17 protein-coding genes are annotated in these 19,373 nt (G+C 71.8%); 7 read left to right on the plus strand and 10 right to left on the minus strand.

Translation table 11 applies throughout. From position 1 onward, the window contains the following. Position 1 precedes the first annotated feature (1 nt). The 3 genes from ACIRC0_RS17585 to ACIRC0_RS17595 are packed head-to-tail and all read right to left on the minus strand — an operon-like array spanning position 2 to position 3,047. A complete protein-coding gene (locus ACIRC0_RS17585) occupies positions 2–1,009 on the minus strand; it encodes a Gfo/Idh/MocA family protein (RefSeq protein ID WP_403617042.1) in 1,008 nt (335 codons plus the stop codon). After that, entirely contained in the window at positions 1,006–1,986 is a 981-nt protein-coding gene (rfbB, locus tag ACIRC0_RS17590) for a dTDP-glucose 4,6-dehydratase (protein ID WP_403617043.1), read from the minus strand. Before rfbB ends, ACIRC0_RS17585 begins: the two co-directional genes overlap by 4 nt. Then, positions 1,983–3,047, minus strand: a complete 1,065-nt coding sequence (locus tag ACIRC0_RS17595; protein WP_403617044.1) for a glucose-1-phosphate thymidylyltransferase — start codon at positions 3,045–3,047, stop codon at positions 1,983–1,985. Before ACIRC0_RS17595 ends, rfbB begins: the two co-directional genes overlap by 4 nt. A gap of 145 nt (positions 3,048–3,192) precedes the next feature. Between ACIRC0_RS17595 and ACIRC0_RS17600 the strand changes: the two genes are divergently transcribed. Genes ACIRC0_RS17600 through ACIRC0_RS17610 form a run of 3 tightly spaced genes read left to right on the plus strand, consistent with a single transcriptional unit; the run spans position 3,193 to position 6,766 of the window. Continuing rightward, positions 3,193–4,650 carry an NDP-hexose 2,3-dehydratase family protein gene (locus ACIRC0_RS17600; RefSeq protein ID WP_403617045.1) on the plus strand — a complete coding sequence of 486 codons (1,458 nt, stop codon included), beginning with the start codon at positions 3,193–3,195 and terminating at the stop codon, positions 4,648–4,650. A gap of 57 nt (positions 4,651–4,707) precedes the next feature. Then, positions 4,708–5,841, plus strand: a complete 1,134-nt coding sequence (locus ACIRC0_RS17605) for a glycosyltransferase (RefSeq protein ID WP_403617046.1) — start codon at positions 4,708–4,710, stop codon at positions 5,839–5,841. 4 nt (positions 5,842–5,845) lie between these two features. After that, positions 5,846–6,766 carry a DUF6081 family protein gene (locus ACIRC0_RS17610; protein ID WP_403617047.1) on the plus strand — a complete coding sequence of 307 codons (921 nt, stop codon included), beginning with the start codon at positions 5,846–5,848 and terminating at the stop codon, positions 6,764–6,766. A gap of 67 nt (positions 6,767–6,833) precedes the next feature. Here the strand turns inward: ACIRC0_RS17610 and ACIRC0_RS17615 are convergent, their stop codons facing one another. The 3 genes from ACIRC0_RS17615 to ACIRC0_RS17625 all read right to left on the minus strand — a co-directional run bounded on the left by ACIRC0_RS17615 (position 6,834) and on the right by ACIRC0_RS17625 (position 11,516). Continuing rightward, positions 6,834–8,759: a flavin-containing monooxygenase gene (locus ACIRC0_RS17615; protein ID WP_403617048.1), complete on the minus strand. Its 1,926-nt coding sequence runs from the start codon at positions 8,757–8,759 to the stop codon at positions 6,834–6,836. Between the two features lie 79 nt (positions 8,760–8,838). Further along, a complete protein-coding gene (locus ACIRC0_RS17620; RefSeq protein WP_403617049.1) occupies positions 8,839–10,287 on the minus strand; it encodes a multicopper oxidase family protein in 1,449 nt (482 codons plus the stop codon). An 89-nt stretch (positions 10,288–10,376) separates the two neighbouring features. After that, positions 10,377–11,516 (minus strand): hydrolase, encoded by a 1,140-nt coding sequence (locus ACIRC0_RS17625; protein WP_403617050.1) that lies wholly within the window; start codon positions 11,514–11,516, stop codon positions 10,377–10,379. Between the two features lie 296 nt (positions 11,517–11,812). On the opposite strand from ACIRC0_RS17625, the gene ACIRC0_RS17630 reads away from it, so the two are divergent. From ACIRC0_RS17630 to ACIRC0_RS17645, 4 genes are all read left to right on the plus strand, one after another. Next, positions 11,813–12,250, plus strand: coding sequence for a lipocalin-like domain-containing protein (locus tag ACIRC0_RS17630; RefSeq protein WP_403617051.1), 438 nt, complete (start codon positions 11,813–11,815; stop codon positions 12,248–12,250). A gap of 12 nt (positions 12,251–12,262) precedes the next feature. Further along, positions 12,263–13,198, plus strand: a complete 936-nt coding sequence (locus tag ACIRC0_RS17635) for an NADP-dependent oxidoreductase (RefSeq protein ID WP_403617052.1) — start codon at positions 12,263–12,265, stop codon at positions 13,196–13,198. A 113-nt stretch (positions 13,199–13,311) separates the two neighbouring features. Beyond that, on the plus strand, positions 13,312–14,256 hold the full coding sequence (locus ACIRC0_RS17640; RefSeq protein ID WP_403617053.1) for an alpha/beta hydrolase: 945 nt from the start codon (positions 13,312–13,314) through the stop codon (positions 14,254–14,256). 73 nt (positions 14,257–14,329) lie between these two features. Next, complete coding sequence (locus ACIRC0_RS17645; RefSeq protein ID WP_403617054.1) at positions 14,330–15,451, plus strand: DUF6081 family protein; 1,122 nt, start codon at positions 14,330–14,332, stop codon at positions 15,449–15,451. Between the two features lie 64 nt (positions 15,452–15,515). Here ACIRC0_RS17645 and ACIRC0_RS17650 read toward each other — a convergent pair whose 3' ends face one another. The 4 genes from ACIRC0_RS17650 to ACIRC0_RS17665 all read right to left on the minus strand — a co-directional run bounded on the left by ACIRC0_RS17650 (position 15,516) and on the right by ACIRC0_RS17665 (position 19,331). After that, a complete protein-coding gene (locus ACIRC0_RS17650; RefSeq protein ID WP_403617055.1) occupies positions 15,516–16,454 on the minus strand; it encodes an aromatase/cyclase in 939 nt (312 codons plus the stop codon). Between the two features lie 102 nt (positions 16,455–16,556). Beyond that, positions 16,557–16,814 carry an acyl carrier protein gene (locus ACIRC0_RS17655; protein WP_403617056.1) on the minus strand — a complete coding sequence of 86 codons (258 nt, stop codon included), beginning with the start codon at positions 16,812–16,814 and terminating at the stop codon, positions 16,557–16,559. Between the two features lie 31 nt (positions 16,815–16,845). Next, positions 16,846–18,066: a ketosynthase chain-length factor gene (locus ACIRC0_RS17660; RefSeq protein WP_403617057.1), complete on the minus strand. Its 1,221-nt coding sequence runs from the start codon at positions 18,064–18,066 to the stop codon at positions 16,846–16,848. Then, entirely contained in the window at positions 18,063–19,331 is a 1,269-nt protein-coding gene (locus ACIRC0_RS17665; protein ID WP_403617058.1) for a beta-ketoacyl-[acyl-carrier-protein] synthase family protein, read from the minus strand. Before ACIRC0_RS17665 ends, ACIRC0_RS17660 begins: the two co-directional genes overlap by 4 nt. Positions 19,332–19,373 lie beyond the last annotated feature (42 nt).

Consider the following 19,373-nt stretch of genomic DNA (forward strand, 5'->3'; position numbering starts at 1 on the left):
CTCACCGGGAGGCCCCCGCGCCGTGTGCGACCGTGACGACGGCCAGCCGGCGCACGTCGTCGAGCAGCCGGGCCTGGTGGACGAGCGAAGGGTCGGCACAGGGCCGCCCGCGCGACACGGCGTCCGCGAAGGCGGTCAGCGTGTTGGCGCACTGGTCGTCCGGTTCGAGGACCAACTCCTCGACACCGCCGCCCCGTTCGACGCGGATCACCGGCGCGTGGTCGGCGGGCGGGGTGAACGCGCGGTCCACGGTGATGCGGCCCTCCGTGCCCAGCAACTCGTAGCGGGAGGTGTAGGCGTGGTCCAGGCCGAAGACGAGCTGGCCGACGACTCCGTCGGGCCGGTTGACGAGCGCTCCTCCGGCGACGTCCACGCCCGGGGCCTCCTCGTACCTCAGGGCCGATCCCACGACCTGGGTGCCGGGACCGAGGAAGTACAGCGCGGCCCGGACGGGATAGGCGCCCACGTCGAGTCGGGCACCGCCGCCCAGCGCCGCCTGGTACCGGATGTCGGAGCGGTCGCGGGGCGGGATGGCGAATGCCGCGGAGAAGGAGCGGAGTTCGCCGATCGCGCCGCTGTCGAGAAGTGCGCGGACCCGGTGCTGACGCCGGTGGTGGAGGAACATGAAGTTCTCGTGCAGCACGAGGCCGGCCGCCCGCGCCTGCGTCACGAGCGCTTCGGTGGCCGCCGGGTCCGTGGTGAGCGGCTTCTCGGCGAGGACGTGCTTGCCCGCCGCCAGGGCGCGGCCGACCCACTCGGCGTGCAGCCCGGTGGGCAGCGGAACGTAGACGGCGTCGACGTCCTCCCGGTCCAGCAGTTGCCCGTAGTCCGCCACCGCGCGCCCGCCGAACCGGGCCGTCACCCGCTCGGCACGCTCCCGGTCGCGGCTGGCGACCGCGGTGAGCGAGAGCCGGGGAAGCCGGGCCACGGTGGGCAGCACCCGGCGCAGGGCGATGTCCGCACAGCCCATCAGCCCCAGGCGGACGACCGGCCCGGAGGCGGGTGTCATGCCGAGCCCTCCAGCGCGCGCAGCGGCTCCCAGAAGCCGGGGTGGTCCCTGTACCAGGCGACGAGGTCGGCGAGCCCCTCCTCGAAGGACCAGCGCGGCGCGTATCCCAGCTGCTCGCGGATCTTGCTGTCGTCGATGGAGTACCGCAGGTCGTGGCCCTTGCGGTCCTCGACGTGGCGGACCAGGTCCCAGTCCGCCCCGCACAGCTCCAGCAGCCGGGCGGTGACCTCCCGGTTGGTGAGCTCCGTGCCGCCGCCCACGTTGTAGATCTCGCCGGCCGCGCCCTTGGTGAGGACCAGCTGGATGGCCTGGCAGTGGTCGTCGACGTGCAGCCACTCGCGGGAGTTGCGCCCGTCGCCGTAGAGCGGGACGGGCAGCCCGCTGAGCAGGTTGGTGATGAAACGCGGCAGGAACTTCTCGGGGTGCTGGCGCGGGCCGTAGTTGTTGGAGCAGCGGGTGATGCGCACGTCCAGATTGTGGGTGCGCCAGAAGGCGCGGGCTATCAGGTCGCTGCCCGCCTTCGATGCCGCGTACGGGGAGTTGGGCAGCAGCGGCTCGTTCTCGTCCCATGAGCCGGTGGGGATCGAGCCGTAGACCTCGTCCGTCGACACGTGGACGACGGTGCGCACGCCGACCTCCACGCAGGTCTCCAGAAGGCACTGGGTTCCGCCGACGTTGGTGCGGACGAACGCCGCGGCGGCCTGCAGCGAGCGGTCGACATGGCTCTCCGCCGCGAAGTGGACCACCATGTCGTGGCCCGGCAGCAACAGCCGCAGCAGGTCCTGGTCGCAGACGTCCCCGCGGACGAAGAAGAGCCGGGGGTCGTCGCTGGGCAGGTTGTCCAGGCTGCCGGCGTAGGTCACCTTGTCGAGCACGGTGATCTCGGCGTCCTCGTATCCCGGGTACGCGCCGGCCAGCATGGACCGCACGTAGTGGGACCCGATGAAACCGGCACCACCGGTCACCAGCACCTTCATGTCGCCACCTCCGCTTGGGCGTGATCACCGACGATGAGCCGCGACGGTCGCGTACCGTCCGCGGCGCTGAGTTTGGCCCACCGGCCGATGATCGAGTGACGCAGGGCCGGCACACTGTCCACGGCGGCGCCCTCGAGCAGGATCGAATCGGACAACCCCGCGCTGCTGACCACGCACTCGCGGCCGACCGCGACACCGGGACCGATGGCGCTGTCCGAGATGACGCTGCCGGCACCGATGACCAGCGGGCCGACCAGCCGGGACCGGATGATCTTGGCGTCCGCCTCGATGACGACGGGCCCCTCGACGGAGGTCTCGGCGTCGATCTCGCCCTCGACCCGCGGCCGGAGCCGGGACAGCAGTTCCCGGTTGCACTCCAGGAGGTCCTCGGGCCGGCCGGTGTCCTTCCAGTACCCCCGGTACCTCTCGGCGAGCACGGTGCCGCCGTTGTCCAGCAGGTGCTGGATCGCGTCCGTGATCTCCAGCTCGCCGCGGCCGCTCGGGCGGATGGCGGCGACGGACCGGTGGATCGCGCCCGTGAAGAAGTACACACCGATGACCGCGAGATCGCTCTTCGGCTCCGGGGGCTTCTCCACCAGGCGACGGATGCGGCCGCCGGCGTCCAGCTCCGCGACGCCGTACGCCCGTGGGTCGGGCACGGGTGCGACGAGCACGGTCGCGTCGCACCCGGAGGCCCGGAAGTTCTCCGCCGCCGGCACGATGCCGTCCGCGAGGATGTTGTCTCCCAGGTACATGACGAAGTCCTCGTCACCGAGGAACTCCGCGGCGACGGCGATGCAGTGCGCCAGGCCGAGCGGGGCGTGCTGCCTGATGTACGTGATCCGCAGTCCGAGGTGGGCCCCGTCGCCGATGGCCGCCCTGATCTGGTCGCCGTGATCACCGACGATGATCCCGACCTCGGTCACGCCGGCCTCCTGGATCTTCTCCAGGCAGTGCCGGAGCACGGGCTTGTTGGCCACCGGGAGCAGTTGCTTGGCCGTCGAATAGGTGAAAGGCCGCAGTCGCGAGCCTGTTCCTCCGGACAATACAAGCGCCTTCATGCCGCGAAGCCTGCTGACCTCCGCTCAAGCCCCGGTCGACACTGGCTCGGGCCGCCGCCCTGCGCGAGAGGGACGCGGAATCGGAGGAGGAGTCCTCGGCCGGTGCTCGACCACGGCTCGAGCAGGCGCGGCGACGGTGCCCGACATGACATTGGCGAATGGTATGGCAACGCCGTCACAAGCGGTCGGTGAGGCCCGCGGCAGCGGCCCGGCGGACGGCTTCTGGCATGTCGCCCGGCCTGTCACCGGCCCGGCCGGGGGTCTCCCCGAATTCCGGCAGTGGTTCGCGGAGCAGACCCGGATCCACCACTACAGGGTCGACCGGGTCCCCCTCTCCGAGCTGTCCGGATGGCACTTCGAGGACGGCAGCGGCGACCTGGTGCACGAGTCCGGAGGGTTCTTCGCCATCTCCGGCCTGCGGGTGCGCACCGGTTTCCGCCGCCCTCGTGAATGGACGCAGCCGGTGATCGTGCAGTCCGAGATCGGCGTGCTGGGCATTCTCCTCAAGCGGTTCGACGGCGTACCGCACCTGCTGATGCAGGCGAAGATGGAGCCCGGGAACATCAACACCGTGCAGCTGTCGCCCACCGTGCAGGCAACGCGCAGCAACTACACCGGGGTGCACCGCGGCCGGCGCGTGCCGTACCTGGAGTACTTCATGGGCCCGCACCGGGGCACGGTACTCGCCGACTCCCTCCAGTCGGAGCAGGGCTGGTGGTTCCTGCACAAGCGGAACCGCAACATGGTGGTGGAGACGCGGGAAGAGGTGCCGCTGCTCGACGGCTTCCGCTGGGTGACGCTGCCCGAGCTCGGCGAGCTGCTGAGGAGCGACAACCTGGTCAACATGGACTCCCGTACGGTCCTGTCGACCCTGCCCTGCGGACAGCCCGCGCCCGAACTGGTCGACGCGGCCACGGACCCCTACCGGCGGGCGGCCCTGCGGTCCCTGGCGCCGCGGTACGGGTCCGTGCACAGCCTGCAGGAGGTGCTGCGCAGGCTGACCGACGCCCGGTCCCGCCACGAGTTGGTGCAGCGCCGCGTACCGCTGCGTGAGGTCCTCGACGAGGGGTCGTGGCAGCGGACGGAGCGCGGGATCGCCCGGCCCGACGGACGGCACTTCGAGGTGGTCGGGGTCGACGTACGGGCCGAGCGGCGCGAGGTGGGGCGTTGGTCGCAGCCGCTGGTGGCGCCCGTCGCGGGGCTGTCGGGGCTGTTCGTGAAGCGGATCGACGGCGTGCTCCACCTGCTGCTGGAGGCCCGCGTGGAGGCGGGCACGCTGAACGTGTGCGAGTACGCGCCGAGCGTTCAGTGCTCCCCCTCCCACCATGCCGCCGGCGGAGGCACCGAGCTGCTCGGCCGGCTGCTGTCAACGCCGCGCGACCGGATCCGCTACGACGCCGTGCAGTCCGAGGAAGGCGGCCGGTTCCACCACGCGGTGACCCGCAACCTGGTCGTCGAGGCCGACGACGACTTCCCGCTCACCGAGCCGGAAGGACACTGCTGGGTGACGCTGCACCAGGCCCAGGAGCTGCTGCGGCACAGCAACTACCTCAACGTGCAGGCCCGCACCCTTGTCGCCTGCCTGAGCCTCGGTTTGTTCTGAGCCCCGGTCCACTCCGGCTCAAGGGGGGTTCGACTCCCCGGTCCTAGCGTCGCCCGCATGCGAATCCTCTTCATCTCGGGCGGAAGCCGGGGCGCGGTCTTCCCGCTGGTCCCGCTGGCCACCGCAGCCCGCAACGCAGGTCATGAAGTCTTCGTCGGCGTCACCGAGAACACGCTGCCCGCGGTGGCGAGTGCCGGTCTGCCCGGCGTCTCCCTCACCACGGGCACCATGCCGCAGTTCATGTACCAGGACCGCGAGGGCAACCCGGCCGTCGAGCCGGACGACCCGGACGAGTGGAACCTGTTCAACGGCCACGGCATGGGCCGGCTGGCGGCGGCCAGCCTAGAGGGTCTGGTTCCGTTGATCGAGCGGTGGCGGCCGGACGTCATCGTGGGCGGCTCCCTGTCCTACGCCGCCCCCATCATCGCCGCGCACTTCGGGATCCCCTTCGTGCGGCACGCGCTGAACATGGGCGAGCCGGCCAACATCGACCTCGGCGCGGCCGCGGAACTCGCCCCCGAGCTGGAGAAGTTCGGCCTCTCGGAGATCCCCGGCGAGGACCTGTTCATCGACATCTGCCCGCCGAGCGTGCGTCCCGAGGACGCCATCCCGTCGCAGTCGATGCGGTACGTGCCGTACAACACGCACAAGAAGCTCGACCCGTGGATGTACACCAAGCCCGAGAAGCCTCGGGTCGTCGTCTCGGCGGGCAGCCGCGTCACCCCGGACTACGAGCTCGCCCCGCTGCGCGACCTGGTCGAGAAGGTGGGACCGCTCGGCATGGAGATGGTCATCGCCGTTCCCGACGAGGTGGCGAACCTGCTGGGTCCGCTGCCCGAGGGGGTGCGGGCCGGGTGGCTGCCCATCGACGTGCTGATGCGCTCCAGCGATCTGCTCGTCCACCGTGGCGGCGGCAACACCATGCTGTCCGCCATGACCGCGGGCATCCCGCAGCTCGTCATCCCCGCCATGCCCAAGCAGGTGGGCATGACGGAGAACCTCGTCGAGTACGGCGCCGCGAAGATGGTGCTGAGCGGCGAGGACAGCGGCGAGGTCATCGCCGCGGCGTGCCGGGAGCTGCTGGACGAGCCGTCGTATCTGAAGCGGTCGCGGGACATCGCCCAGGAGATCGCCGAGCTGCCGAGCCCGGCGGAGGTGGTCGACATCGTCGCGGCTCTGGCGAAGGGCTGAGCGCGTGACCTCCCTCGACGACACGATGGCGGGCGGCCCGGCCCACGTGGCCGGCCGCCCGGCCTTCCTCGACGACTTCTCCGGCGGCCTGGACGCGCACGGCGACGGCGCCCGCTGGGACCTGCGTGCCGCCGGGGCGTTGCCGGCGGGCGACGGGACGGCACGGCCGACCCCCGGCGGGCTGGTCGTGGACCCCACCGCTCGGCACCCCGGGACGGGCGAACCGAGCTGGGCCTTCGGCGACATGCCGGGCACCGGCGAGGACCACATGCGGTGGCGGGCGATCCCCCGGCACACCGCGTCCTCCGGTTTCCCGGGATTCGACGTCACCGGCACGCTCACCGTGCGCAGTGAGATGGCGGCCGAGGCCTTCGGGGTGGCAGGGCACCCCTTCGGTGCCGGCGTCGCCGACCCGGACACGGATCTGCGCCTGGCGGCCGGCGCGCTGATCGCCGCGGACGTGGAGACCCGGCTCGTCCTCAATCTGTCGCTCACCAACCGTCGCGTCTACGCCCTGTACGAGCGGTTCGCGCAGGGGCCCGACGACCCGACGGCCTTCTGCCGTGCCGTCCCGGTCGCCGACCGGACCCCCGGGCAGGCGCACCGGCTCGCCCTCGGCTACGACCGTACGACGGGCACCGCCCGGTGGTGGGTGGACGGCGCCGAGGTGCTCACCGTCGACCGCATCGGCGGCCACGGTCCCGCCGACCGCGGCCGCCTGCTGATCGGTGCGGACGGCGTGGAGGAGGCCATCCGGCCGCGTCAGCTGCTGACCGGGTACGCCTGCTTCACCCTGCTCAACGCGGCCGGTCCCGACGGCGGGCCACCGCTGGAGCCGCAGGGGGGCAGCGCGGCGCGGCCGTCCCTGTGGGGACAGGGCGTGCGGCTGACGCTGAAGGACTTCGGCGTGTACGTCACGGACTGAACCTCCGCACGTCAGGGGCCTGCCACCGGCTTACCGGTGGCAGGCCCCTGACGTGTGACCGCCCGGCTCACCGCAGGTGGTACTCCTGCGGCCGGACCCGGTGGGTGCGGCTCCAGTACTCCTGGGCGGTGAACGGCCAGTTCTGCGCCGAACGGCCGGCCACGCGGTCGACGGTCCAGTTGCTCACCGAGGAGAACCCCCAGGCGCGCTCCGCGTTGGCCTCGTCGACCCTGGCGTTGTACTCCTCGTAGACGTCCTGGCGCACCTCCAGGGAGCGGTGCCCGCCGTCCAGCAGCAGCCGCAGGGCGTCCAGCAGATAGGTGACCCCGCACTCGGAGAAGTAGAAGATGCTGCCGCCCTGGCCCGAGAGATTCGTGTTCGGTCCGTACAGGCAGAAGAAGTTGGGGAATCCGGGCACGGTCAGGCCGAGATACGCGCGGGCGCTGCCGCCCCACATCTCGTGCAGGTCCACCCCGCCCCGGCCGGTCACCTTCATCGGCACCAGGAAGCGCGAGGCCTCGAAGCCGGTGCCGTACACCAGGACGTCCAGCTCGTGGTGGAGCCCGTCCGCCGTCCGCACCCCGGCCGGTGTGATCTCCTCGATGGCGTCGGTGACCAGCGTGACGTCGTCGCGCTTGAGGGTACGGATCCAGCTCCCGTTGTCCCGCAGCACCCGCTTGGCCCCGACCGGGTAGCGGGGCAGTACCCGGGGCAGCAGCTCGGGCGCGTCGGTGAGCTGGCTCTCCAGGGCCCGGGTGAGGGCCACGCGCAGCTTCTCGTTCAGAGCGGACACGGCGCGTTCCGTCGGCGGGTACGAGCGGTCCACGATCCACGCCTCCAGCACTCCGCGCAGCCCCGGCGCGAAGAGCCAGAAGCGGTACCAGTCCGCGTAGTACGGGACGTGCTCGAGCAGCCACCGGGCGCCCTGCGGCACCTGGTCGTGGTAGTGCGGGGTGGGCCGCAGCCAGGGTGGCGTGCGCTGGAACACCCGCAGCTCGGCGGTCTGTTCGGCGATCTCCGGGATGAACTGGAAGGCACTGGCGCCGGTGCCGATCACGCCCACCCGCCGCCCCGCCAGCTCCACCGAGTGGTTCCAGCGGGCGGAGTGGAAGGCGGGGCCGCGGAAGGTGTCCCGCCCGGGGATGTCCGGCAGGCTCGGCCGGGACAGCTGCCCGACGGCGCTCACCAGCACGGTGCACTCGGCCCGCTCCGGTCCGCCCGGGGTGTCCAGCAGCAGCGACCACTGGCCGCGCTCCTCGTCCCAGGCCGCCTCGCGCACCTCGGTCCCGAAGCGGATGTGGTCGTACAGGCCGAAACGCTTGGCCACGTCGCGGAAGTAGTCCAGCAGGACGTCCTGGGTGCAGAAGTACTCCGGCCAGTCGGTCCTGGTGGCGAACGAGTAACTGTAGAGGTGGCTGGGCACGTCGACCCGGCACCCGGGATACCGGTTGTCGAACCAGGTTCCGCCGACGTCGCCGTTCTTCTCGTAGATCTCGAACGGCACCCCGGCCTGGGCGAGCCGGTGGGCGGCCAGCAGACCGCTCATGCCGGCGCCGATGATGCCCACCCGGACACCGCTGCCCGGTGCCGGCTCCCGCAGGTGCCAGCGGGGTGCCTTGGGGTCGGTGCCCGGCGCCGTCACCTCCTCGGCGATCAGCGGCAGGAGCTCCTCGGTGTCCTCGCCCATCGCCCAGGAGGTGATGGCGTGCAGCAGCTCCGGCCCGGGCGGGGGCGGCGCGACACTCCCACCGTCCCGGTGGCGGACCAGAGCGCGCAGCGCCAGTTCCCGGGCCGAGGCGAGCTGTTCGGGGGTGAGACCGCCCTGCGGGAGGGTGAGCCATCCGCTGGGGCCGGCGTAGTCCGCGAGGAAGGACACGTCCCCGGTCAAATGGGCCACCGCCATCAACAGCGCGGGTATCTCCGCGCTTTCGAGGTGGGCCCGGATGACGTCGTCCGCGGCGGTGATCGGCCGGACCTCGGAGTTGGCGGCCATGGCCGCTCCTTTCCAAGTCAGGGGCGCGCCCCGTCGGGGGCGCGCCGTACGTGCCGTCGACTGGTGTGTGGGGGCCTCGTCAGGAGCGGACGATGTCGAACTGGCCCATCATGCCCATGGCTCCGTGGTCGATGAGATGGCAGTGGTAGTAGTAGCGGCCCAGGTAGGGGTAGGCGAACGACACCTGGATGCGGGCCTTCTGGCCCGGCATGACGCTCACGATGTCCTTGAGCCCCGCCTCGCCCGGCGCGGGCGGCGTGCCGTTGATGTCGAGGACGCGGAAGTCGACCAGGTGGATGTGGAAGTTGTGGGGGATCTGGTCGACGTTGCTGATCTCCCATATCTCGGTGGCGCCCTGTTTGACGGTGAAGTCCACCCGGTTCATGTCGAACTCGCGCCCGTTGATGAGGCCCGCGCCGGTCGTCGGGTCGAGGGTGAGCGAGAAGGTGCGGGTGACGGTGGGCGTGCCGAGCCCGGGGAGCGTGGCCAGGTTGCCGGGGACCCGGCTGGTGTCCGAGGCGGTGTCACCGACGTCGAACCGCATGATCCGGTCGGTGGTGTCCGTGGGGAACAGCGTGTTCTGCAGCACGATCCGGGTGCCCGCCGCGTACCGGGAGAAGTCCACGACGATGTCGGCCCGTTCGCCCGGTGACAGCGGAAGGCTGGTCGTCGTGACGGGCGCCGGCAGCAGCCCGCGGTCGGTGCCGATCTGCTGGAACGCGTCGCCGTTGTCGAGCCTGAACTCGAACGGGCGCAGGTTGGAGCCGTTGCACAGGCGCAACCGGTACTTGCGGGCCCGGACCCGGAAGTACGGCTGCGGCTTGCCGTTCACCAGGATCTGCGGGCGCGAGGTGAACAAGTGGTCGAAGTAGAGCGAGCCGTCGTCGTTGAGGCCGACGTCGCGGATCATGACGGGCACGTCGTAGTTGCCGCTCGGCAGGCCCAGCGCCTGTTCGGAGGCGTCACTGAGGACGTAGAAGCCGGACATGCCGCGGTAGACGTGCTCGGCGTCCGTCATGTGCGCGTGGTCGTGGTACCAGAGGGTCGTCGCGACCTGCTTGTTCGGGTAGGTGTAGGTCCGGGTGGCGCCGGGCGCGATCAGGTCCATGGGACCGCCGTCGTTCTCCGGGTCGACCACGGCACCGTGCAGATGCATCGAGGTACCGGCGCCGATCCGGTTGGTCTGCCGGACCACCACGGTGCGGCCGGACTTGGCCCGGATGGTGGGGCCGGGAAGCGAGCCGCCGTAGGTGAGGACCGTCGTGTTCTTGCCGGGCATGATCTCGGTGACCGCCTGCTGCACATCCAGCGTGTAGTAGTCGGTGGTGCTGGAACGGCTGGTGGGCTGCAGCACCTTCGGCACCGGCATGGCCACCTGGAAAGGCGTGATCGGACCGGCCAGGGCGGCCGTGGCCCTGGCGGCCGGCTGGACGTCCGGGCGCATGCTCCGCATGGCCAGGCCGCCGGTCACCGCCAGGGCGCCCCCCGTCGCCGCCATCAACTTGAGCATCTCTCGTCTGCTGTTCATGGTGCGTCTCTCTTCGTGCTCCGTGCTCCCCTGGGGGACCCCCGACAGCCGGCCCGCGGCAGCGGAACCGGCCACCCCTGGATGGGTTTTCAGGAAGGGAACACCTCTCCCCCGTACACACCGGCGGCGGCGTCGAACTGCAACGCCACATGTGTGGACGCCGCGTTGACGTCGCGCCAGAAGCGCTGCATCGGACTGTGCTCGGACTGCCCGCTGGTGCCGCCGGCGCGGAAGAGCCGGTCCACGGCGGTCACCAGTTGCTCCACCGCCAGCGAGCAGTCCCGCAGGTTGCGGGCCGTCTGCAGCGGGCTGACGGCCGAGCCCAGATCGGCCACGGCGGACGCCCGCTCCAGCAGCAGCCGGGCGGCGTCGATCTCGCCGGACGACCGGCTCAGCGTCCGCTCGTGCGCCGCACGGTTGACCGGCGGCCGGCCCGGCACCGAGGCCGTGCGCAACTTCTCGCCGATGTACTGCGACCACGTGCGCAGCGCGCCCTGGGCGGCGCCGAGCGTCGGCGTGGCGAACGACAGGCCGTTGGCCGCCTGCAACGGCACACTGTGGCAGGCGGCGGTGGAGTCCACGGCCCGTCCCGCGAAGAGGTCCTCACGGCGGAAGGCCCGCGGCGCGGGCACGAACACGTCGTCCAGCACCAGGGTGTTGCTGCCCGTCGCCCGCATACCGACGCTGGACCACGAGTCCACGACGGAGTACGCGGAGCGCGGGACGGCGAACATCAGCGCCTGCGGCTCGGCCTCGGTCACGACCATCCCGGCGACCAGCGCCCAGTCGGAGAAGTCGACCGCGCTGATGTAGGACCACGCGCCGGACAGCCGCCAGCCGCCGGGCACCTCGGTCGCCTTCCCGGCCGGGGTGAGCGAGCCGACCACCACCGCGTCGGGGCCCTCGGCCCAGATCTCCCGGTAGCCCTCCGCGGGCAGGAAGGCGGCCATGCGGGCCAGGTTGGCGAAGAGGGAGGCGCACCAGGCGGTGGCGGGGCAGGAGGCGCCGACGGTGACGACGGCCTCGCTCAGCTCCGTGAAGGTGCCCGCGTTCCCTCCCGCGTCGCGCGGGACGAAGTGCCGGGCGAAACCGGCCGCGACCACCTCCTTGACCACCTCGGTGTCGAGCCGGCGGTCGGCCTCCGCGGCGGCCGCGCTCCGTTCCGCCGCCGTCGCGACGTCCTTCGCGGCGGACAGCAGACCGGTGTTCGGAAGGGTTCGCTCAAGCATCCCTGCACACTCCTTGGTCTCGCAGGGCACCCGCGGCCGGGCCGTCCCGGCCCGAGGGAGCGGGTGCGGCCCGGGTGCTGGTGGCGCCGACCCTGGCGAGCGGCGGTGGAAGGTGGCTTGAACGCCACTGGAACCCGTCCCGGCCCGCCGGTCGCGCGAGCCTCGCTCGAGTCATACTCGACCGAATTTCCCTACACCTGGGACGTGTTGCGTACATACCGTTGTCGGTGCGGTGGCCGCGCTCGGGCGCGGACAACCGGAGTAGCCGGACGCAGGGGGACAGGGTGCGGTGGGCTGTGGAGGACCTGATCGGCGTGTGGCGTCTGCTCGCCTACGTGGACCTCGACGAGGCGGGGGGAAGCCGTGAGGGCCCGCTGGGCCCCGACCCCCGGGGACTGCTGATCTACGGCGACCACGGGCACATGTCGGTGTCGATGATGCGGGGCGACCATGCGACCGCACCGGAATCGGCCACGGTCTTCATGGGCTATGCCGGCACGTGGCGGCTGGCCGACGGTGTCGTCAAGCACGACGTCAGCGTGAGCGCCCACCCCTTCCAGGTCGGTACGGAGCTGACCCGGGAGGCCGAACTCGACGGCGACCGACTGGTGTTGCACGGCGTCGCGACGATCGACGGACGCCCGCAGCGCCGCAGGCTGACCTGGCAGCGCGTGCCCGCCCCCGCGTCCGCACAGCATCCGGCAGGCAGGTCCTCCGCACAACCTCGCTCATAAGGAGAACAGTCCTTGAAGGCAGTCATCGCCCAGTCGTACGCCTCCGTCGACCAGCTCGTGGTCACCGACACGGCACCCCCCGAGCCCGGGCCCGGCCAGGTGCTGGTGCGGGTGGAGGCGGCGGGGCTCAACCCGATCGACGTCATTCTGATCACCGGCCGGCTCCGCCAGGTCATGCCCGTGGAGCACCCCTTCACGCCGGGCATGGACGCGGCCGGTGTCGTGGAGGCCGTCGGTGAGGGTGTGACGCGTTTCGCCCCCGGTGACAAGGTCGTGGCGTTCACCCACGACACGACGGGAACCCTGGCCGAACTGACCGTCGTCGCCGACGGCCCGGGGCTCGTGCACCGGCCCGACACCGTGGACGCGGTCAGCGCCGCGGCGCTGCCGGTGTCCGGGATGACCGCGGCCGCCCTGCTGGAGGCGTCCGGTCTCGCGGCCGGCCAGAGCGTGCTGATCGTCGGCGCCACCGGCGGTATCGGCTCCTACCTGGTGCAGCTGGCCGCAGGCGCCGGCGCCGAGGTGATCGCCACCGCGCAGCCGTCCGCCCTGGACCACGTGCGCGGGCTCGGTGCCGCGCACGCCGTCGACTACACCTCCGTCGACCCCGTCGCCGAGGCCCTGCGCCTGTACCCGGGCGGCGTCGACGTGGTCATCGACCTCGTCAACGGCGGCCCCGCGGTGGAGAAGACGGCCGCCGCGGTCCGTCCGGGCGGCCGGCTGGTCTCCTCGATCGGCGTTCCCGACTCCCTCGAGCGTGATGTGACACCCGTGCACGTGGGGGTGGAGAACGGCATCGGCCGGCTCGAGGAACTGGTCGCCAAGGTCGCGGCGGGCGAACTGGCCGTCCATGTCAGTGCCACGTACCCGCTCGCGGACGCCGCGCAGGCCTACGGCGACTTCGCCGCGGGCAAGCACCCCGTCGGCAAGGTCGTCGTCACCGTCTGACGCCGCAACCGGCGACCGGGCCGGCGCCCGCGCCCTGCGGCGTTCCCTTGAAGGACGGTGCCCGGCCGCGGCGGCGGCCGGCACTCGGTCCGCCCTCCCCTGGAAGGTCTGCCGTGGAATACGACTACGACCCGGAGCTGGCCCCCTGGGCGGCCAAGTTCCCGGCCGTCGACTACCGCGATCTCGCCGCGGCGCGCACGCTGCTGCGCTCGGCGACGGCCAACGCCCCCGCCTACGAACCCGAGCACCCGGTCGAGGTGACCGATCGGACCGTCCCCGGGCCGCCCGGCGCCCCCGGGGTCGCGGTGCGCGTCTACCGGCCCGCCGGGCGGGCGGGGTTGCTGCCCGCGCTGCTCTATCTGCGCTGGGGCGGCTTCGTCTTCGGGGACCTGGACTCCATCCACTCCACGGCACTGCGGCTCGCCGACCGGGTCGGCGCCGTCGTGGTGTCGGTCGGCTACCGCAACGCCCCCGAAGACCCTTATCCGGCCGCCCTGTTCGACTGTTACGCCGCGCTCGAGTGGACCGCGCGCAACGCCGGGGAACTCGGCGTCGACCCCGACCGCATCGGGGTGGGCGGCGAGAGTGCCGGCGGCGGTCTCGCGGCGGCGCTGACCCTGCTGGCCCGTGACCGCGGCGGGCCGCGAACGATCTTCCAGTGCCTCTTCCAGCCGGAGCTCGACGACCGTCTCGACACCCTCTCGGCCCGCTCTTTCACGGACACCCCCAAGTGGAACCGCGCCGGAGCCCGGTCGAGCTGGCAGTACTACCTGACGGGAACCGCGGAACCGGGCAGCGGCGCGGTGCCGGCGCTGGCCGCCCCGGCCCGCGCCGACGATCTGCGCGGCCTTCCCCCGGCCTTCGTCATGGTGTGCGAGTTCGACCCGCTGCGGGACGAGGGGATCGTGTACGCCCACCGGCTGATCCAGGCCGGGGTGCGCACCGAGCTGAGCCACTACCCGGGAACCTTCCACGGTTCCGTGGCGATCGACGCGGAGATCTCCCGCCGGATGATCGCCGACCAGGTGCATGCCCTGCGCCGGGGCCTGCGCGCCTGACGGGCCGCCGCCGGCCCGTTCCGACACGACCACTGCCGGGGTTCGTCCCCGCAACAGAAGGTGAGCTCATTCCATGGCACGCAAGAGGAGTCCGGGACGGCTGCTGGCAGCCGCGGCGCTGTGCTGCGCGGCTTTGACCGGTACCGCTCCCGCGGCCTCGGCCGCGACGGGTACGGGCTCGGACCCGACCTCGTACCGCATCGTGTGGGACGACTTCAGCAACGGCTTCTCCTCCGCCGGGCCCGATGCCCGCTGGGCCTTCCCCACGATCGGCTCCTTCGTGACCGACGACGGGAAGACGTCGACCTCCCGCAACGGCCTCCACCTCGTCTCCGGCGGCGTCAACCCGGCCACGGGCCAGCCCGCCTTCACCCACACCGTGGGCCAGGAGAACAGCGACGGCTCGGGCCTGCCGGGCAATCTGGACCACGTCAAGTGGCTGGCGTTCGCCAACCACACCTCGTCGGCGGGCTACCAGGGCTTCGACGCGGTGCCCGGCCGGGTGCTCTCCTGCGAGACGTGGATGTCGGGCAGGACCTACGGCACCGGGGCGCATCCGTTCGGGAGCCGGGTGGCCGATCCGGACGACGACCTGCGGCTGGCCTCGGTGGGCATGCCGGTCCTCGACCCGGAGACATCGATGATCTTCGACTTCTTCGTGACGAACAAGCGCGTCTACGCCTTCTACGAACGGGTTCCCGACAACCGCGCGAAGCTGGGTGACTACGCCGCCTTCACCTACGCGATCCCCGTGGCGTCCACCGCGCCCGGCCGGCAGCACCACTTCAAGATCTCTTACGACCGGTCCGCGGGTGCGGTGCGCTGGGTACTCGACGGACGCGTGGTCTACACCGTGGACCGCATCGGACACCGCCTGCCGTCGCGGAAGTACATGATGCTCGACAACGGCGGCACGGACATGGCGGCCGCGCCGCGCCAGCTCAGCTGCGGCATGGGCCTGTTCACCATCATGGACGGCGGTCGGCCCGGGACCACCGACGACTCGGCCCTGATCCGGCTGACCACCGCCCCGGACCACTACTACCGCCCACGGGTCGGCGCTCCGGTCCCGCAGACCTTCTACGACAACGCCAGCGCGCCCGGGAACCGGCTGTTCGGCCAGGGCGCCGGACTGGACATGAGCCGGTACGTGGTCTCCAGCGTCCCGGCGCCCGCAGCAGGCGGCGAGCGCTGATCCGGCCACCGGCACACGAAGGGGCGGCCCGCCGTGGCGGGCCGCCCCTTCCGCGCTGCCGAGGTCAGCGACTGCCCTCCACAGCCGCGGCGGCGTAGGACAGGGTCGTCCTGCTGTTGTTGCCGAGCGCCTCGCGGACGTAGGCGCGGGCGTCGGCGAGAGTGCTGCCCGCGCCGAGCACCTCCGTGACCGCGGCCGGGTCGAGGGCCACCGTGTGCCGGGCGGTCGCCACCGGTCCCTCGTCGCCGTCGGAGAAGGTCCACAGGCCGCTGTGGCCGAGGAGCAGCTTCGGCGTCTTCAGCTGCTTGTAGGCGATCCACTCCCCCTCCTGGCACACCCGGAACGAGCGGGTCGTGTGCGAGGAGCCGTCCGCCGTCACCGTCTCCATCTCCAGCTCCTGCACGCCCGGGGACGGCTCCGCGAGCCGCACGCCGGCGACGTGCGGCAGCCGCTTCGCCCACAGGTCGGCGCGGTGGACGAAGGCGTAGGCATCGGCCACGCCCGCGCGCAGGGGCAGGACGTCGGTGAAGGAGAAGATCACCTCCGGCAGCGGATGGCCGAGGCCCGACAACCGGGCGAGCGCGGCCAGTTCCTCGGGGCTGTTGCGGTCCAGCGCCGCCATGATCGAGGCCAGGGTCCGCGGGCTGTCGTCCACCGGCACGAAGTCGTGTACCAGGACCACTTCGCAGCGCCCGCCGGGCAGCTCGCGGAAGATCCACTCGCCGCTCATGGAGTCGAACGGCGGCCGGCTGTGCTCCTGGTGGAAGGTGATCCGCAGCTCCTCCGGGTGCAGGGTGCGCCGGGAGACCCAGCTGGTGACCTGGCCGTTGACCACGGCCCACAGCTGGAACCGCTCCTGCCGCGGGGTGTGTTCGAAGTGCCGTACGTACACGGTCGGCCCGAACGCCGCGGGCCACAGGGTCACGTCCGCCACCAGGTCGTAGAGCGTGCGGGGAGGCGCGGACACGGTCAGGGTGTGTTCGGTGCGGTGCCGGTTCGTCATGCGCGAGGAGCTCCTTCGGTCTGCCGGGCGGTCGCGGAAGAACGACGGTGCCCGCCCCGCGGCCTGCGGGTACGGGCACCGTCGGTGGGGTTGGGAAGGGGATCAGGCGGTCGCGGCGACGGACCGGTTGACCAGATCGAGCAGGGCACGCGGGGTGGCGACCTCGGTGATCTGGTCGTCCGAGAGGTCCACTCCGTACTCCTGGGTGATTCGGGCCGCTGTCTCCATCATCGCCAGCGAGTCGTAACCGAGGTCCTGGAACGTCACGTCGAGGATGTCGCCGTCGAGGTCGGCCGCGTCGTCCTCGCCCGCGCACGCCACGAGGATGCGGCGCAGGTCTTCGATGTCCATCGTTGCCATGGGTAGGGATTCCTCCTGCGTTGTCGCCTGTTCAGCGGGTCGGAGCGGTCACGACGAGGGCCGAGTTGAACCCCCAGCGGCCGCGGGCGAGGATCAGGGCCGCCTTGACGGGCATGCCGCGCGCCTCGTCGCGGACCACGTCGAGCCCGTACTCCTCGGGTACGTCGGTGGTGTGCGCGGTCATCGGTACGACCTGGTCCCGGATGCTCAGCAGCGCGGTGATGACGTCGACCGGGCCGCCTCCCGCGTACATCCGGCCGGTCAGGGCCTTCGGCGCGGTCACCGGGACCCCCTTCGGTCCGAAGATCTCGGTGATGGCCTGCGCCTCGGCGCGGTCCGCCTCCGGCAGCCCGCCCGCGTCGGCGAACACCACGTCGATGTCGGCTGGCCGCAGTCCGGCGTCGGCGAGGGCGAGTTCGGCGGCCCGGCGCAGCGCCGGGGGCCGGCCCGAGCCCGGCCGCGGGTCGAACGTGGACGCGTAGCCGGCGATCTCGCCGTAGATCTGCGGGGCACCGCGCCGGGCCGCAGCGTCGGCGTCCTCGACGATGAGGATCCCGCCGCCCTCGCCGGGCACGTACCCGCTCGCCCTGCGGTCGAACGGCAGGTACGCCGCCGCGGCGTCGTCCACGGTGCTGACCCGGCCGCCGGCCAGCTGCGCGGCCCAGCCCCACGGGTCCAGAGCGGAGTCGACCCCGCCGGCGAGCACCAGGTCGGTGCCGCCGCGCACCGTCCGGCGGGCGTGCCCGAGCGCGTCGAGCCCGCCGGCCTGCTCGCCGACGAGGGCGGCGCTCGGTCCGCGCATGCCGTTGCGGATGGAGATCTGGCCGGTGTTGACCGCGTAGAACCAGGCGAAGGACTCGTAGACGCTGACGAACTCCGGTCCCTTGCTCCACAGTTTGCGGAACTCGCGGTGGGTGAAGTCGAAACCGCCCTGGGCGTTCGACGTCACCACGCCCATGCTGTAGTCGGCGAGCGTGTCCGGCCCCACGGCGGCGTCGGCCAGCGCCCAGTCGGCGGCGGCGAGCGCGTACCGGGTGGACACGTCGGTCTGCGGCAGCAGCCGGCTCGGCAGGTGCTCCTTGGCGTCGAAGTCCGTGATCTGGCCGGCCAGCCGGGAGGTGTAGCCCGACGGGTCGAAGCGGGTGATCTCGCCGATCCCGCTCTCGCCGGCCAGTACGGCCTTCCAATGCTGGTCGCTGCCGAGTCCGGTCGGAGCGACGACCGCCGTTCCGGTGATCACCGTTGCGCTCATGCCGTTGCTCCCTTGGGACGGTGGAGGACCATGGCGCTCTGGAAGCCGCCGAACCCACTGCCGACGGTCAGGACGGTGTCCACCCTCTGTTCGCGCGCGGTCAGCGGCACGTAGTCCAGGTCGCACTCGGGATCGGGGGTGTGCAGGTTGGCCGTCGGGGGCACCACGTTGTGCTCGATGGCCAGTGCGCACGCGGCGATCTCGATCGAGCCGATGGCGCCGAGCGAGTGCCCGACCATCGACTTGATGGAGCTCACCGGCACGTCGTACGCGTGCGGGCCGAGGCTGCGCTTGAACGCGGCGGTTTCGTGCCGGTCGTTCTGCTTGGTCCCCGATCCGTGGGCGTTGACGTAGTCGATGCCGGTGGGGTCGGTCCGGGACACCTCGAGCGCGACCCGGATCGCCTCGGCCATCTCACGGCCGTCCGTCTTCAGGCCCGTCATGTGGTACGCGTTGCAGCGGGTCGCGTAGCCGCCGATCTCCGCGTAGATGTGGGCACCACGGCGCAACGCCCGCTCGTACTCCTCGAGCACGAACATCGCGGCGCCCTCGGCCAGGACGAAGCCGTTGCGGGAGCCGTCGAAGGGCCTGGAGGCCCGGGCCGGATCGTCGTTGCGCGGAGTCGTCGCCTTGATCGCGTCGAAGCAGGCGACGACGATGGGCGAGATCGGCGTGTCGGCGGCACCGGCCAGAACGATGTCGGCGGAGTTCTCCCGGATGAGCTGTACGCCGTAGCCGACCGCGTCGAGTCCGGAGGTGCAGCCGTCCGACACCATGGTCGTCGGGCCCTCGGCGCCCACCGCCCAGGCGACCTCGGCGGGCATCACGCCCGGGCTGAGATAGTCGAACATGTGCGGGGACATGTAGTCCTGGTCGACCAGCCACTTGCGGCCCGCGTCCGACATGACCAGGTACTCGTTCTCCAGGCTGGTGGCGGAGGCGACGGCGCTGCCGAGGCTGACGCCGATCCGGGCCGGGTCGACGACGTCGAAGTCCAGCCCGCTGTCGGCCACGGCGTCACGCGTGCAGACGACGGCGAATTGGCTGGCGCGGTCCATCCGGCGGATCTCCCGGGGGCTCAGCCCTTCGGCGGCCGCGTCGAAGTCCACCTCGCCCGCGATGCGGGAACGGAAGGCGCCGGCGTCGAAGGCCGAGATCGCACGCGTCGCGGTGCGCCCTGAGGACAGCAGATCCCAGAACTCCTTCGTTCCGGAGCCGCCCGGGGCGCGGACACCGATGCCGGTGATCGCTACACGCCTGGTCATCGGGCGCTCCGGACGGCAGTGGAGCCGGGGCGGTGCCCCGTG

Origin of the sequence: Streptomyces sp. NPDC093984, assembly GCF_044764595.1 — a bacterium.
GTDB classification, from domain to species: Bacteria; Actinomycetota; Actinomycetes; order Streptomycetales; family Streptomycetaceae; genus Streptomyces; species Streptomyces cynarae.